13 protein-coding genes, 1 tRNA gene and 1 pseudogene are annotated in these 14623 nt (G+C 74.7%); 11 read left to right on the top strand and 4 right to left on the bottom strand.

The window, feature by feature from the left end; translation table 11 throughout:
* The first annotated feature begins 8 nt into the window (after nucleotides 1–8).
* From ABT006_RS05810 to ABT006_RS05790, 5 genes are all read left to right on the top strand, one after another.
* The gene (locus ABT006_RS05810) at nucleotides 9–593 is read left to right on the top strand and encodes a hypothetical protein (RefSeq protein ID WP_350703342.1); all 585 of its coding nucleotides are present in this window, start codon (nucleotides 9–11) and stop codon (nucleotides 591–593) included.
* Nucleotides 590–1597 (top strand): AAA family ATPase, encoded by a 1008-nt coding sequence (locus ABT006_RS05805; RefSeq protein WP_350703340.1) that lies wholly within the window; start codon nucleotides 590–592, stop codon nucleotides 1595–1597. Before ABT006_RS05810 ends, ABT006_RS05805 begins: the two co-directional genes overlap by 4 nt.
* A complete protein-coding gene (locus ABT006_RS05800; RefSeq protein ID WP_350703339.1) occupies nucleotides 1597–3012 on the top strand; it encodes a DUF58 domain-containing protein in 1416 nt (471 codons plus the stop codon). The genes ABT006_RS05805 and ABT006_RS05800 overlap by 1 nt, the downstream gene beginning before the upstream one ends.
* A complete protein-coding gene (locus ABT006_RS05795; protein WP_350703337.1) occupies nucleotides 3009–3569 on the top strand; it encodes a hypothetical protein in 561 nt (186 codons plus the stop codon). Before ABT006_RS05800 ends, ABT006_RS05795 begins: the two co-directional genes overlap by 4 nt.
* 102 nt (nucleotides 3570–3671) lie before the next feature.
* Entirely contained in the window at nucleotides 3672–5003 is a 1332-nt protein-coding gene (locus ABT006_RS05790) for an NAD(P)/FAD-dependent oxidoreductase (RefSeq protein ID WP_350703335.1), read from the top strand.
* Nucleotides 5004–5100: 97 nt separating this feature from the next.
* Here the strand turns inward: ABT006_RS05790 and ABT006_RS05785 are convergent, their stop codons facing one another.
* Nucleotides 5101–6939: a DUF6311 domain-containing protein gene (locus ABT006_RS05785; protein WP_350703333.1), complete on the bottom strand. Its 1839-nt coding sequence runs from the start codon at nucleotides 6937–6939 to the stop codon at nucleotides 5101–5103.
* Between the two features lie 102 nt (nucleotides 6940–7041).
* Here ABT006_RS05785 and ABT006_RS05780 point away from each other — a divergent pair.
* The 4 genes from ABT006_RS05780 (at nucleotide 7042) to ABT006_RS05765 (ending at nucleotide 9338) form a co-directional block, all read left to right on the top strand.
* Nucleotides 7042–7122 (top strand) — tRNA-Leu (locus ABT006_RS05780).
* Nucleotides 7123–7235: 113 nt separating this feature from the next.
* Complete coding sequence (locus ABT006_RS05775) at nucleotides 7236–8051, top strand: Bax inhibitor-1/YccA family protein (RefSeq protein WP_350703331.1); 816 nt, start codon at nucleotides 7236–7238, stop codon at nucleotides 8049–8051.
* Between the two features lie 151 nt (nucleotides 8052–8202).
* Nucleotides 8203–8961, top strand: coding sequence for a Bax inhibitor-1/YccA family protein (locus tag ABT006_RS05770; RefSeq protein WP_350703329.1), 759 nt, complete (start codon nucleotides 8203–8205; stop codon nucleotides 8959–8961).
* 56 nt (nucleotides 8962–9017) lie between these two features.
* On the top strand, nucleotides 9018–9338 hold the full coding sequence (locus ABT006_RS05765) for a hypothetical protein (RefSeq protein ID WP_350703327.1): 321 nt from the start codon (nucleotides 9018–9020) through the stop codon (nucleotides 9336–9338).
* Nucleotides 9339–9392: 54 nt separating this feature from the next.
* Here the strand turns inward: ABT006_RS05765 and ABT006_RS05760 are convergent, their stop codons facing one another.
* The 3 genes and pseudogenes from ABT006_RS05760 to ABT006_RS05750 all read right to left on the bottom strand — a co-directional run.
* The gene (locus tag ABT006_RS05760) at nucleotides 9393–10655 is read right to left on the bottom strand and encodes an acetyl-CoA C-acetyltransferase (protein ID WP_350703325.1); all 1263 of its coding nucleotides are present in this window, start codon (nucleotides 10653–10655) and stop codon (nucleotides 9393–9395) included.
* A 124-nt stretch (nucleotides 10656–10779) separates the two neighbouring features.
* The gene (locus tag ABT006_RS05755; RefSeq protein WP_350703557.1) at nucleotides 10780–11583 is read right to left on the bottom strand and encodes an SGNH/GDSL hydrolase family protein; all 804 of its coding nucleotides are present in this window, start codon (nucleotides 11581–11583) and stop codon (nucleotides 10780–10782) included.
* Nucleotides 11572–12632, bottom strand: a pseudogene (locus ABT006_RS05750) (SGNH/GDSL hydrolase family protein); the annotation flags it as partial. The gene ABT006_RS05755 and the pseudogene ABT006_RS05750, both read right to left, overlap by 12 nt.
* Nucleotides 12633–12780: 148 nt before the next feature.
* Between ABT006_RS05750 and ABT006_RS05745 the strand changes: the two are divergent.
* Nucleotides 12781–13137 carry a YkvA family protein gene (locus ABT006_RS05745; protein WP_350703323.1) on the top strand — a complete coding sequence of 119 codons (357 nt, stop codon included), beginning with the start codon at nucleotides 12781–12783 and terminating at the stop codon, nucleotides 13135–13137.
* A gap of 78 nt (nucleotides 13138–13215) precedes the next feature.
* Nucleotides 13216–14586: a cystathionine beta-synthase gene (locus tag ABT006_RS05740; RefSeq protein WP_350703322.1), complete on the top strand. Its 1371-nt coding sequence runs from the start codon at nucleotides 13216–13218 to the stop codon at nucleotides 14584–14586.
* The last annotated feature ends 37 nt before the right edge of the window (nucleotides 14587–14623 follow it).

The raw sequence follows: 14623 nt of genomic DNA, 5'->3' as shown, positions 1-14623 counted from the left end.
GTGGCGCGGTGAGCAGCACCAGCATCGACGACCTGCTGAGCTTCGAGGAGGAGCGCCCGGGGCGCGCCGGCCGCTCCCGGGGCGGGCGGGCCGGCCGGGTGTTCCGCGCCCTGGCCGGCATCGCGGCGGTCGTGGTGGTGCTGGTCGCCGGCCTGCGCGTGGTGGGGCTCCGGGTCTCCCTGCTGGTCCTGGTCGCCGGGGTGCTCGCGCTGTTCGTGGTGCGCCGGGTCGTCGCCGCCCTCGCGCCCCCGCCCCCGTCCCGGGCCGGTGCCCGGGCCCCGGCCGGCGACGACGACGGCACGTGGAACTGGGGCGCCCGGGACGCGCTGCGCACCGCGATCAACGGCTGGGAGCGCCCGCTGGACTGGTGCGGGAGCAGCCGGGAGCGGTTCGCCGCGCGGGTCCTGCCGCGGCTCGCCGAACTGGCCGACGAGCGGCTGCGTCAGCGTCACGGCCTGACCCGGGAGTCGGACCCGGCCCGCGCCCGCGCCCTGCTGGGCGACCAGCTCTGGACCTTCCTCAGCACGCCCTCCCGCCGCCCCCCGTCGCCGCGCGACCTCGCGGCGATCGTCGCCGAACTGGAGAAGATATGAACGACGTGGACCGCAGCATGCCCGCCGCGGAGGTCGGCCACCTCGCCCGGTCGGTGCTGGAGGCGGTCGGTCAGGTCGTGGTCGGCAAGCGGGACGCGCTGGAGCTGGTCCTCGCCGGCATCCTGGCCGGCGGGCACGTGCTGCTGGAGGACCTGCCGGGCCTGGGCAAGACGCTGACGGCGCGCTCCTTCGCACAGGCGCTCGGGCTGGACTTCCGCCGGCTCCAGTTCACTCCCGACCTGCTGCCGGCCGACGTCACCGGATCGTTCCTCTACGACCAGCGCAGCGGCGACTTCGCGTTCCGGGCCGGCCCGGTCTTCACCAACCTGCTCCTCGCCGACGAGATCAACCGGACCCCGCCGAAGACCCAGTCGGCCCTGCTGGAGGCGATGCAGGAGAAGCAGGTCTCGGTCGAGGGCGTCACCTACCGGCTGGACGAGCCGTTCCACGTGCTGGCCACCGCCAACCCCATCGAGTACGAGGGCACCTACCCGCTCCCCGAGGCGCAGCTCGACCGGTTCCTCCTCCGGGTCTCGTTCGGCTACCCCGAGCACGAGGAGGAGTGGGAGGTGCTGCGCCGGCGGATGGCCCGCCGCCGCGAGGAGGCGGACATCAAGCCCGTGGTCGACGCGGCCACCCTGCGGGCCATGCAGGCCGCGCTGGAGGACGTGGTGGTCGAGGACTCCGTCGGTCGCTACATCGTCGCGCTGACCGCCGCCACCCGGGAGCACCCGTCGGTGCTGGTGGGTGCCTCGCCGCGCGGCTCGCTGGCGCTGCTGCTGCTGGCCCGGGTGCGGGCCGTGATGGCCGGCCGCGACTACGTGGTGCCGGAGGACGTCAAGGAGGTCGCGGCGCCCGCGCTGGCGCACCGGATCACGCTGCGTCCCGAGATGTGGCTGCGCCGCGTCGACCCGTCCTTCGTGGTCGGCGAGGTGCTGGAGGCGACCCCGGCGCCGGCCAGCGGGGCGCTGCCCAGCTACGCCGCCGGCCGGCCCGGGCACTGATGGTCGCGCCCGCCGTGCCGCCCCGCACCGAGTCGCCGGAGCAGGGGCCGCAGCCCGCGACCGGCTGGGTGCCCACCTGGGCGCTCGGCCGGGCGGTGCTGCTCACCGGCCTGCTGCTGATCGCGGGGGTGCTGCTCGGCCGGGTCGACCTGATCGTGCTGGCCGCCCCGTTCGCGATCGGCACCGCGTATGCGCTGCGCCGCCGGCCGGCCGCCCTGCCGCAGGTCTGGATCTCCGCCGACGAGGGGCACCTGGTCGAGGGCGGCGAGCTGACCGGCACGGTCAGCGTCGGCAACCCGGACGTGCTCGACTACGACGTGGCGGTGGTCCGCAGCCGGGTCTCGCCGTGGCTGCGGGTGGAGCGGGCCACGATCGCCGGGGCGGTGGCCGCGTCCGGCGCCCCCTCGGCCGTCGTCCCGTCCGTCGCCGACCGGCCCTTCGTGACCGCCGTCCCGACCGAGGCGGCCGTCGACCTGGAGCTGGCCGGCACGGCGCTGCGCTGGGGCCGGCACCCGGTCGGCCCGGCCGGCGCCCGGGTCGCCGCCGCGCAGGGCCTGCTGGTCTCCCGCGCGGTGGTCACCGAGCCGGCCCGGGTCCGGGTCTACCCGAGGACCGAGCCGTTCGACGCGGTCGAGGCGATGCCCCGGGCCGCCGGCCTGGTCGGGGCGCACCACTCGCGCCGGCCCGGCGAGGGCGGGGAGCTGGCCGGCGTGCGGGTCTTCGCCCCGGGCGACCGGCTGCGCCGGATCGACTGGCGCGTGTCGCTGCGCGCCCGGCAGCTGCACGTCGCAGCCACCCTCTCCGACCGGGACGCCGAGGTGGTGGTGCTGCTCGACGTGCTCGCCGAGGCGGGCCGCTCCGGCGGCGTGTCCGGTGCCGCCTCCGTGCTGGACACCACCGTCCGGGCCGCCGCCGCGATCGCCGAGCACTACCTGCACCGCGGCGACCGGGTGTCGATGCTGGAGTACGGCCCGGCCGCCCGCCGGCTGCGCCCGGCCACCGGCCGCCGGCAGTACCTGACCGTCCTGGAGTGGCTGCTCGACGTGCGCGCCGAGGCCTCCCCGCACGAGCCGTACGACCAGGTCTTCGGGCCGCAGTTGCTCTCCGCGGACGCGCTGGTGGTGGTCCTCACCCCGCTGCTGGACGAGCGGTCGGCGCAGATGCTGGCCCGGCTGGCCCGCTCGGGGCGGTTCGTCGTCGCGGTGGACACCCTGCCGGCCGACCTCGCCCCGCCGAAGGACAGGGGCTGGGCCGAGGTGGCGTACCGGCTGTGGCGGCTGGACCGGGACACCATGATCGGGCAGTTGCGGGAGCACGGCGTGCCGGTGGTGCGCTGGGCCGGCGCGGGCAGCCTCGACCAGGTGCTGCGGGACGTGGCGCGGCTGGCCACCGCCCCGAGGGTGGGGGCCCGATGAATCCGGTCATCGAGCGGGTCCGGGCGGTGCGGTACGCGGCCGCCCGGGTCAGCCTGACGCCGCTGCTGGTCAGGGTCGGCATCTTCCTCACCACGCTGGTCGGGCTGGTGGTGGCGTACCCGTCGCAGGTGCTCCTCGGCCGGCCGCTGCTCGCCCTGGTGGTGGTGGCGCTGCTGCCGGCGTTCGGGCCGCGCCGGGTCTGGCCGACCTTCGCCGCGCTGGTCACGGTCGGCGGCTGGCTGGTCGCCACCGACGGGTACGGCCGGCCGATCGCGCTCTGGCGGCTGCTCGCCGTGGCGGCCGTGCTCTACCTCACGCACACCCTCTGCGCGCTGGCCGCCGTCCTGCCGTACGACGCGGTGGTCGACCCGGACGTGATCGTGCGCTGGCTCGCGCGGGCCGGCACGGTGCTGCTGGGGGCCTTCGTGCTCGGCGTCCTCCTCGTGGAGGTCGGCGGTCTCGGCGACGGTGCCGGGTCCCAACTCGCGACCGCGGCCGGACTGCTGGCGGCGGTCGCGTTGACAGCGTTGCTGGGGTGGCTGCTGCGCCGCCGTTAACCTGCCGGTAGCAGCAGTTGCGCAGGTCACAGGGGTTGTGCTCCGTCACAGAAGAGGGGCGCGATCGGGATTAGCCGGGCCGCGCCGGGAAAGATAGATGACGTGAATCCGAAGCGGATCCTTGTGGTGGGTGCCGGGCACGTTGGTCTCTACGCGGCCCTGCGCCTGTCGAAGAAGCTCAGCTCCCGTGAGGCTGAGGTCATCGTGGTGGACCCTCAGCCCCACATGACCTACCAGCCCTTCCTGCCCGAGGCGGCGGCCGGCAACATCTCGCCCCGGCACTCCGTGGTGCCGCTGCGACGGGAGTTGCGGCGGTGCAAGGTGGTGGCGGGCGCCGTGACGCGGATCGACCACGACCGCAAGACCGCCGTCGTGCAGCCGATCAGCGGCCCGACCCGGGAGATCCCGTACGACCACGTCGTCGTCGCCCCCGGCTCGGTCTCGCGGACGCTGCCGATTCCCGGCCTGCACGAGCACGGCATCGGCTTCAAGACCATCGGTGAGGCCATCTACCTGCGCAACCACGTGCTGGACCGGCTCGACGTGGCTGCCGTCACGCCGGACCCGGAGGTCCGCCGGTCCGCGCTGACCTTCACCTTCGTCGGCGGCGGCTACGCCGGCATCGAGGCGCTCGCCGAGATGGAGGACATGGCCCGGGACGCGCTGAGGTACTACCCGGAGCTCAAGCCGGAGGACATGCGCTGGGTGCTGGTCGAGGCGACCCAGCGGGTGCTGCCGGAGGTCGACCGGGACATGGGCGCCTACACGGTCCAGCAGCTGCTCAAGCGGAACATGGACATCCGGCTGGACACCCGCCTGGAGTCCTGCGTCGACGGGGTGGTGAAGCTCTCCGACGGCGACAGCTTCCGCTCCGACACCATCGTCTGGACGGCCGGTGTCAAGCCGTCCCCGATGCTGGACGCGACGGACTTCCCCCGCGACGAGCGGCGCCGGGTCACCTGCCTGCCGACCCTCCAGATCGTCGACGGCGACCGGGCGGTCGAGGGCGCCTGGAGCGCCGGTGACTGCGCGGCGGTGCCGGACCTGACCAAGGAGCCGGGCAACTACTGCTCGCCGAGCGCCCAGCACGCGGTCCGCCAGGCCGCCCGGATGGCCGACAACATCGCCAACGTGGTGCGCGGCCGGGAGCCGGTGGAGTACAAGCACAAGCACGCCGGCAGCGTGGCCAGCCTCGGCCTGCACAAGGGCGTCGCCCAGGTGTACGGGATCAAGATGACCGGCTGGCCGGCCTGGTTCATGCACCGGACGTACCACATGAGCCGGATCCCGTCGTTCAACCGGAAGGTCCGGGTCGTGGTCGACTGGTCCCTGGCGTTCTTCCTCAAGCGTGAGGTGGTCGCCCTGGGTCAGCTGCACGACCCGCGCGAGGAGTTCGCCGAGGCGTCCCAGCCCATCGGCGCCAGCCGGTCCTGACCGAGCAAGACACAGCAGGCCCCTCCGTCTCACGCGGAGGGGCCTGCTGTCTGTGCGGGCGGGTTCCCGCCGCGCCGCGACGGGCGGGCGTACGCGGTCAGACCCGCCAGATCCAGGCGTCGGCGATCCGGGTCGACGGCCCGTAGAGCTGCTCCAGCGTGCCGCGCAGGCTGTCGGCGTGCGGGGTGTCGACGGCCAGCGCGACGCAGGAGGCACCCCAGAAGTCGGCGTCCTTCGCGGCCTGCCGCCGCTGCTGGTCCCCGATCACCGGCTGCCCGCCGCGCCTGGCGACCTCGGTCAGCAGGGCGGACGTGGGCAGCTTGTAGGTGCCCATCGCCGCCGTGCCGTCCCGGCCGTACGGGCCGATGAAGAAGCCCTCCGGCATGCCGAACGCGGCGTCGGCGGCCGTGGCCCAGCGCATCGGCCACGGCTCCTGCGGCGTGGCGAGCGGCACCGGCACCAGCACCCCGCCCGGCTCGACGCACTGCCGCCAGTGGCCGGCCGTGACGAACTCCGGCACCGGTGGGCGCTCGGCGGTGGGCAGCGGGGCGGGCAGCAGCGGCAGCAGGGCCACGCCGACCGCCGCCGGGACCAGCCGCCGGGCCCGGCCCGCGCCGCGCAGCGCCCGGTCGGCCGCGAGCACCAGCAGCGTGGCGATCAGCGGGAGCGTCGCGAGGGCGAACCGCATCGGTAGCGCACCGTCCACCACGGGCAGCCCGGAGAGCAGTGTGTACGGCCCCGGCACGGCGGTGCGCTCGCCGTCGAGCACCACCCGGGGGCCGAGCGACAGCGCCCCCATCGCCAGCGCCCCGACCACGCACGCGACGGCCAGCGGGCGGCGACCCAGCCAGACCGCGCAGGCGGTGGTGACCAGCAGCAGGGGCCACCCGAGGAAGGTGTTGTACTCGGCCGGGCCGGTGGTCAGCCGGGCGGCCTCGTCGCTGCCGACCACCGACAGCGGCGACACCGTCCACCAACTGCGCAGGTCAGCCGAGAAGTAGTGCGGGCTGAACATGCCGTCCGCGACGCCCTGCGGCCCGGCGAACTGGAACCACAGCGGCCAGGCCAGCACGAGCAGGGCCAGCCCGGCGGCGAGCACCATCCCGCCGGCGAAGCCGGGCAGGGCGCGGCGGGCCAGGCCAGGGGCCGTCACGGCGTACGTGACCGCCATCACCAGCAGCGTCAGCGCGCAGAGGAAGAGCACCTCCTCGCCGATGAAGACCTGCGCCGTGACCGCCGCCGCCAGACCGACGGCGGAGCTGACCATCCGCCGGCGGTCCGGCCCGTCGGTGGTGGCCCGGCCGGCGGGGTCGGCGGCGCGCAGCAGCCGGACCACCAGCCAGACGATCACCGGGACCAGCCACTGGGCGGTCATGTGCAGGTGGCTGTTGGTCTGCGAGACCATGCCCGGGCCGAAGCCGCAGAGGGCGGCGCCCAGCGCGGCGGCGACCCGGTGGGCGCCCAGCGTCCGGGTGAAGAGCAGATACCAGGCGACGGCGGTGCCGGCCAGGTTCGCCAGCGCCAGCAGCGCGAAGGTGACCGGCGCCCCGAGCAGCAGGGTGACCGGGGCGAGGAGGATTCCCAGCGCGATGACCGTGGTGTTGGTCATCAGGTTCACCCCGTCCGGCGCGTTGAGCCGGTCGGTGAGCAGGTCGAAGTCGCCGAGCAGCGCCCGCGCGTCGACGGCGAGGAACCACTCGTAGAGGGCCTGGTCCGCCGGGTTCAGCGCGAGGACCCGGGTCGCCGGGTCGGGCCAGAGCCCGTGGGTGAGCCAGCCGGCCAGCGCGACGAAGAGGAGCCCGACCGTGACGCCCGCCCGGTGCCGGGAGACCGTGGTCAGCAGGCGGGCCGGCGAGAGCCGGCGCGGCAGCCGGTCGGCGGCGAATACGGCCTGGTCAGGGGCGGCGTCGGGGGCCGTGGGGGCTGCGCTGCTCACGGCCTTGACCCTAGTGTGACCCGGGCGTCGGGGTACGCCGGGTCGCCGCCGACCGGCTACCGTGACACTGCACCAGGCGTGTCGACGCGCCCGGTGTCACCCGCCCGGGTGGTGGAACGGCAGACACGGCCGCCTTAAAAGCGGCTGCCGCAAGGCGTGCGGGTTCGACCCCCGCCCCGGGCACCCCCCACCACTCTCAGCATCCGCTCAGCTTGGCGATCACCACGCGGCTGCCCTGGGCGTTTACTCTTGAGGGGCACGTTCACGTGCAACGACCCCCTGAGGGAGGCCTGACAGTGAAGACTTCGAACCCGGTGCTCGCCCGGCTCGGCCAGGCGGCCGAGCGGGAGCGCTCCGCCGGGTACGCCCCGACCGGGCCCTATGGACAGCCCGGCTACCCCCAGCAGTACCCGACGGAGGCCGGCTACCCGGCGGCTCCGCCGGCCGTCAACACCATGTCGGTCGACGACGTGGTGGTCAAGACCGTCACCCTCCTCGGCATCCTCGGCGTCTCCGCCGCGGCCGCCTGGGTGCTGGTGCCGGACGCCCTGCTCGGTGCCGCCTGGATCGGCGCGGCGGTGGTCGGCCTGGTGCTCGGCCTGATCATCTCGTTCTCCCGGATGGCGAACCCGGCGCTGGTGGTCGCGTACGCCGTCGTCGAGGGCGTCTTCGTCGGCATGGTGAGCAAGTTCTTCGACTCGCTCTACGACGGCATCGTGCTCCAGGCGGTGACCGCCACCTTCGGCGTCTTCTTCGTGATGGCGATGCTCTACAAGGCGAAGGTCATCCGGGCGACCCCGAAGTTCGTCAAGGGCATGATCGCCGTGATGGCGGGCCTCTTCGCCGTCATGCTGATCAACCTCGTGCTCGCGCTCTTCGACATCAACACCGGCCTGCGCGACGGCAGCCCGCTGGCGATCGGCTTCAGCCTGGTCTGCATCGTGGTCGCCTCGCTGAGCTTCGTGCTCAGCTTCAAGGAGATCGAGGACGGCGTCCGGATGGGCCTGCCGCAGCGCTACTCCTGGGTCGCCGCCTTCGGCATCCTGGTGAGCCTGGTCTGGCTCTACATCGAGATCCTGCGCCTGCTGAGCTACTTCCAGGGCGACGACTGACCGTCGCCCGCGACCGACCGGCGCCCGTCCCCGCTGCCGCGGGGGCGGGCGCCGTCGTATCCGCACCCGCGCCGGTCCCGGCGTTTCGCGCCGCCGCCCGGCCGCCCGGGGCAGAGTGACTGCGTGGGGGTACGCCGAGCAGGGAGGCGACGTGCGCAGCAGCAACCCGGTGCTCACCCGGTTCGACGAGACCGCCCGGGTGCAGAGCCGGGTGCTGGGCGTCGGCGACCCGGAGGCGATGACCGTCGACGACGTGGTGGCCCGTACGGTCGGGCTGCTGCTGCTCACCGGGGCCACCGGCGCCGCGGCCTGGGTGCTCGTGCCGCCGGCGGCGTGGCTCCCCGCCGCGCTGGCCGGCACCGCGCTGGCCGGGATCGCGCTGGTCGTCGTCATCTCCTGGCGCGGCATCACCAACCCGGTGCCGATGGTCGGCTACGCCCTGCTCCAGGGGCTGCTGCTCGGGGTGGCCAGCCGGGCCTTCGAGCTGGTCCACCCGGGCATCGTCGTCCAGGCGGTCACGGGCACCTTCGGGGTCTTCCTCGGCATGGCGCTGCTCTACCGGGCCCGCCTCGTCCGGGCCACGCCGCGGCTGGCCCGGCTGGTCGCCGGCACGCTGTTCGGGATCGTCGTGCTCAGCGTGGTGAACCTGCTGGCGTACCTGGTCTCCGGCCGGCAGGGCCTGGAGGTCTACGGACTGACCGACGAGGTCGGCTGGCTGCCGTACGCCTTCTCGGTGGTGGCGATCGTCGCCGGCGCGTTCAGCTTCGTCCTCGACTTCGACCTGGTCGAGCGCTCGGTACGCGACGGCCTGCCCCGCCGCTACGCCTGGCTCTGCGCGTTCGGCCTGCTGACCGGCCTGGTCTTCCTCTACTGGCAGCTCCTGCGCCTGCTCGGCTACCTGCGCCGCTGACCCGGCCGCCACCCGCCCGCCCCGCGCCCGGCGGGGTGGGTTCGTAGACTCGGGCGGTGAGCGCAGGGGAGCTGAGCCGGGCGGTGGATCTGCTGGTACGTCAGGTCGGGCACTGGCAGCAGCCGCGCTGGTCGGCCACGGCCGCCGGCGGCAACGTGTCGCGTGCCGACCTGGTGCACCGGCTGGTGCAGGAGGTCGCCAACCTGGCCGCCGACGCCGCGGGCGAGCCCCGGCGGGTGGTGCCCCGGCTCGACAACGACCTCGCGCTGCCCGACCAGCTCCGGGTGGTGGCCGCCGACCTGCTGGCCGCGGCCCCGCCGCCCGAGGCGCTGGCGCGGGCCGCCGCCGAGGTGACGGCGACCCGCGACGCGCTCTAGTTCCGTTCCCGCCGGTCCGCCCCACGGGCGGGAGTGCCGGCCGGCCTGCGGGGATCAGCTCAGCCGCTCGACCACCATGGCCATGCCCTGGCCGCCGCCGACGCACATGGTCTCCAGGCCGATGGTCCTGTCGTGCCAGTCCAGGGCGTTGAGCAGGGTGCCGGTGATCCGCGCGCCGGTCATGCCGAACGGGTGCCCGACGGCGATCGCGCCGCCCATCACGTTCAGCTTCTCCAGCGGGATGTCGAGCTGGCGGTACGAGGGGATCACCTGGGCGGCGAACGCCTCGTTGATCTCCACCAGGTCGACGTCGTCGATGGTCATGCCGGCCCGCCTGAGCGCCTGCCGGGTGGCCTCGACCGGGCCGAGGCCCATGATCTCCGGCGACAGGGCGGTCACGCCGGTGGAGACGATCCGGGCCAGCGGCGTGATCCCGAGGTCCTTCGCCTTCTGGGCGCTCATGACCACCACGGCGGCCGCGCCGTCGTTGAGCGGGCAGCAGTTGCCGGCGGTGATCCGGCCGTCCGGGCGGAACACCGGCTTCAGGCCGGAGACCGCCTCCAGGGTGACCCCGGGCCGGGGGCCGTCGTCGGTGCTGACCACCGTGCCGTCCGGCGTGGTGACCGGGGTGATCTCCCGGGCCCAGAAGCCGTCGGCGATGGCCTTCTCGGCGAGGTTCTGGCTGCGTACGCCGAACTCGTCCATGTCGGCGCGGGTCACGTCGTGGACCTGGGCCAGGTTCTCCGCGGTCTGCCCCATGGTCAGGTAGATGTCCGGCAGCGCGCCCTCCTCGCGCGGGTCGGTCCAGACCGGGGCGCCGCCCTGGGCGCGGGCCTTCGACCGCTCGGCCGCCGCGGCGAAGCGCGGGTTCTCCCAGCCGCCGCCGACCAGCGCCTGCGCCTCCGGCGGGAGGCCGTCGGAGTTGCCGCGGGCGTACCGGGAGACGGTCTCCACACCGGCGGAGACGAAGACGTCGCCCTCGCCGGCCCGGATCGCGTGCATCGCCATCCGGGTGGTCTGCAGCGAGGACGCGCAGTAGCGGGTGAGGGTCGCGCCGGGCAGGGTGTCCAGGCCCATCAGGGTGGCGACGACCCGGGCCATGTTGAAGCCCTGCTCGCCGCCGGGCAGGCCGCAGCCCAGGTAGAGGTCGTCGATCTCGGTCGGGTCGAGCTGGGGGACCTTGTCCAGGGCGGCCCGCACGATGGTCGCGGCGAGGTCGTCCGGGCGGACGTCGCGCAGGGACCCCTTGTGCGCCCGGCCGATGGGGGAGCGGGCGGTGGCGACGATGACGGCGTCGCGGGACGACTCAGTCGGCATGGAGCCAACGTTAACCCGTCGGTAACTTCGCGCGGAAGCTGGCGGCCGACCGGGAAATGTCACCTCCGGCGGGGCGCGACGCCCGGCGGGTCAGCGGCGGGACGCGACCGCGGCGCCCGGCGGGTCAGCGGCGGGACGCGACCGCGGCGGCCGCCGCGACGGCGGGCAGCAGGGCGTGCGCCCAGACCCGGTAGCCGTCGGCGGAGGGGTGGTAGCCGTCGTGGCACAGGGTGCCCGCGTCGGCGCGGAACACCGGACCCGTCTCGGCGGCCAGGTCGACCACCGTGCCCCCGGCGTCGAGCACCGCCGCCGTCTGCGCGCGGGCGACCCGCCGCCCGGACCAGCCGACCAGGTGCCGCAGCGGCGGCGCGATCGCGCGTACGGCGCCGAGGTCGGGGCAGGTGCCGACGACCACCTCCACCCGGGCCTCGCGGAGCCGGTGCACGGCCGCCGCGAGGTACGCGGCGGCCTCCGCCGGCCGACGCAGGGTGGTGGCGTCGTTGGCGCCGATCAGGATCACCGCCACGTCGGGGCGCTCGCCGAGCAGCGCCCGGGCCACCTGGGTGGCGAGGTCGGTCGAGCGGGAGCCGGAGACGCCGACGCTGGACAGGTGCACCTGCCGGCCGTTCGGGCCCTCGGCGAGCAGGTTGGCCAGCTGGCCGCCGATGGTGTCGTCGAGGCGTTCGACCCCGACGCCGAGGGCGGACGAGTCGCCGAGCAGCACCAGCCGCAGCGGTGGGGCGCCGGCCCGCCCGACCGTGGCGCGCAGCGCCAGCCCGAGCTCCGGCTGGGCGTACTGGCGGTGCCGGGCGACGAAGGCCTGGCCGGCGAGGACGGCGGCGCCGCCGACCGTGCCGGCGACCAGGGAGAGCGCCGCGGCCCGACCCAGCCGACCGGCGAGCCCCGAGGGGATGAAGCGCTCGCTCATGCCAGTCCCTCCAGAGTGGGTGAGTCGGCGGCGGGGCCGGGTTGCGGCACCGCGCCGACACCGAAGAAGGCCCGTCGGCGCAGCTGCGCCCACCGACCGGCGGGGCCACGGTCGCGCCCCCGCACCTGGGTGCCGCTGACCTCGGTGCCCGCGTGCCGAGCGGCCTCCTGGGCGGCCGCGGGGAGCGAGCGTACGCCTTCGCCCCGGGCGGGGGTAGTGCGCCGGTCCTGCCCGGCGCCCAGCGCGGACAGCACGGTCGGCAGCAGCGCGGCGGCGGCCACGGCGTAGCCCTCCGCCGAGGGGTGGAACCGGTCCCAGGCGAACATCCGGGTCGGCTCGGCGGTGAAGCGGGGGCCGAGCAGGTCACCGAGGGAGACCGTCCAGCCGCCGGCCTCGACCACGGCCACCGTCTGGGCGGCGGCGAGCTGCCGGCTCCAGCGCCGGGCCAGCCAGCGCAGCGGCGGCTGGATCGGGCGGATCGCGCCCAGGTCGGGGCAGGTGCCGACGACCACCTCGCAGCCGGCGGCGCGCAGCGTGCGGACCGCCTCGACCAGATAGCGCACCGCCAGGCCGGGCGGCGTGCGGTTGGTCACGTCGTTGCCGCCGATCAGGATCACGGCGACGTCGGGCCGGCACTCCAGCGCCGCCTCCACCTGGTGCTTCAGCACGGCCGAGATGGCGCCGACCACCGCGAACCGGTGCAGCCGGACGGGCCGCTGGAGGCGGCGGGACAGGCCGGTGGCGAGCAGGGCGCCCGGCGTCTCCCGGCGGCGGTGCACGCCGTAGCCGGCGGCCGACGAGTCGCCCAGCACGACCATGGTGACCGGCGGGCCGGGCAGCTTCGCGCCGTAGACCCCGTCGCAGCGGGGCGGCGGCGCCTCGGCCATCGGGATCGTGCGGCGGGCCTGCCGGGCCTGCCCGAGGAGCACGCCGCCGGTCGCCACCGCGGCGGCCGCCGTGGCACCCGTGCCGATCGCCGCCAGGCGGGCGATCTGCCGAGCGCGCTGCCAGCGCGAACCAACCGGGACGGCGGAACCAACAACCCCCATGCAGCGACATTATCGCGCCGGAACGACACGCCGCCGTCGTCGTGTCTGCTCGCGGGTGGCTGGAAGGCGACCGTCCTGGGTACCTGTTGCGGTGACCGGGCGACAGTTGCGCCGGCACGTCACCCTGGCACGCGGAGAGGGGCCGAACATGGGGAAGACATTGAAGCGGAGCGCCGCGTTCACCGCGCTGGCGAGGGCGCTCGCGGCGGGGTCGCGGGGCGGGCCGTCGCTCGGGGCGCGGCTCGCGGCGCTGCCCCGGATGATCCGGGCGACCACCCGGGGGGAGTACGACGGCGGCCTGCGGCTGGCCCTGATGACCGCCGCGACGGCGTACATCGTCTCGCCGATCGACCTGCTGCCGGAGATCCCGCTGGCGATCTTCGGGCTGGCCGACGACGCGGTCATGGTGACCTGGCTGGCCGGCAGCGTGCTCGCGGAGACCGAGCGGTTCCTGGAGTGGGAGGCCCGCCGCAGCTCCGTGATCCCCGGGCACGTGGTGTCCTGAACCGACGTACCCTGGGGCGTCGAGAAAACGTCTGCCCGGCCGCCGCCGGCGGCGCCGGAGGAGAAGGGCAACAACGAGGTGCGGTACTACGACAACGTCGTCGAGCTGATCGGCAACACCCCGCTGGTACGGCTGCGCAACGTCACGGCCGGCATCCAGGCCACCGTGCTGGCGAAGGTGGAGTACCTCAACCCGGGCGGGTCGGTGAAGGACCGGATCGCGCTGCGGATGGTGGAGGACGCGGAGAAGGCGGGCATCCTCCAGCCCGGCGGCACGATCGTCGAGCCGACCAGCGGCAACACGGGCGTCGGCCTGGCCCTGGTGGCCCAGCTCAAGGGCTACAAGTGCGTCTTCGTCTGCCCCGACAAGGTCAGCCAGGACAAGCAGGACGTGCTGCGGGCGTACGGCGCGGAGGTGGTGGTCTGCCCGACCGCCGTGGCGCCGGAGGACCCGCGCTCCTACTACAACGTCTCCGACCGGCTGGCCCGGGAGATCCCCGGCGCCTGGAAGCCCAACCAGTACAGCAACCCGGCCAACCCGCGCTCGCACTACGAGACCACCGGCCCGGAGCTGTGGGAGCAGACCGGGGGCGGGCTCACCCACTTCGTGGCGGGCGTCGGCACCGGCGGCACCATCTCCGGCATCGGCCGCTACCTGAAGGAGGCGTCGGAGGGCCGGGTCAAGGTCATCGGCGCGGACCCGGAGGGCTCGGTCTACTCGGGCGGCACCGGCCGGCCGTACCTGGTCGAGGGCGTCGGCGAGGACTTCTGGCCGGAGACGTACGACCGGGGCCTCGCCGACGAGATCATCGAGGTCTCCGACAAGGCGTCGTTCGAGATGACCCGGCGGCTGGCCCGCGAGGAGGGCCTGCTGGTCGGCGGCTCCTGCGGCATGGCCGTGGTGGCCGCCCTGGAGGTGGCCCGCAAGGCCGGCCCGGACGACGTGGTCGTGGTGCTGCTGCCGGACAGCGGCAAGGGCTACCTGTCGAAGATCTTCAACGACACCTGGATGGCCCGGTACGGCTTCCTGGACAACTCCGGCACGGAGCCGACGGTCGCCGACGCGCTGGCCAACAAGCCGGGCGGCCTGCCCGAACTGGTGCACGTGCACCCGACCGAGACGGTCCGCGACGCGATCGACTACATGCGCGAGTACGGCGTCTCGCAGCTGCCGGTGCTCAAGGCCGAGCCCCCGGTGGTGACCGGCGAGGTGGCCGGCTCGATCGCCGAGAAGGACCTGCTCGACGCGCTGTTCACCGGTCAGGCGCACCTGCACGACACCATCGAGCGGCACATGGCCGAGCCGCTGCCGATGATCGGCGGCGGGCAGCCGGTGAGCGAGGCGGTCGGCCTGCTGGAGAAGTCCGACGCCGCCCTGGTGCTGGTCGACGGCAAGCCGAAGGGCGTCCTCACCCGGCAGGACCTGCTCGCCCACCTCGGCGCCCGCTGACCCGGACGACCCCGCGAGGGCCCTTCCCCCGCAGGGG

This window comes from Micromonospora sp. NPDC002717 (assembly GCF_040295705.1).
Lineage (GTDB): Bacteria > Actinomycetota > Actinomycetes > Mycobacteriales > Micromonosporaceae > Micromonospora.
This window is presented reverse-complemented; position numbering and strand designations above follow the sequence as displayed.

What these genes read in the sequence shown, in the direction of transcription:
- ABT006_RS05805 (WP_350703340.1), top strand. Translation starts at nt 590, where the DNA reads ATGAACGACGTGGACCGCAGCATGCCCGCCGCGGAGGTCGGCCACCTC.
- ABT006_RS05800 (WP_350703339.1), top strand. Translation starts at nt 1,597, where the DNA reads ATGGTCGCGCCCGCCGTGCCGCCCCGCACCGAGTCGCCGGAGCAGGGG.
- ABT006_RS05795 (WP_350703337.1), top strand. Translation starts at nt 3,009, where the DNA reads ATGAATCCGGTCATCGAGCGGGTCCGGGCGGTGCGGTACGCGGCCGCC.
- ABT006_RS05760 (WP_350703325.1), bottom strand. Translation starts at nt 10,655, where the DNA reads ATGCCGACTGAGTCGTCCCGCGACGCCGTCATCGTCGCCACCGCCCGC.
- ABT006_RS05755 (WP_350703557.1), bottom strand. Translation starts at nt 11,583, where the DNA reads ATGAGCGAGCGCTTCATCCCCTCGGGGCTCGCCGGTCGGCTGGGTCGG.
- ABT006_RS05745 (WP_350703323.1), top strand. Translation starts at nt 12,781, where the DNA reads ATGGGGAAGACATTGAAGCGGAGCGCCGCGTTCACCGCGCTGGCGAGG.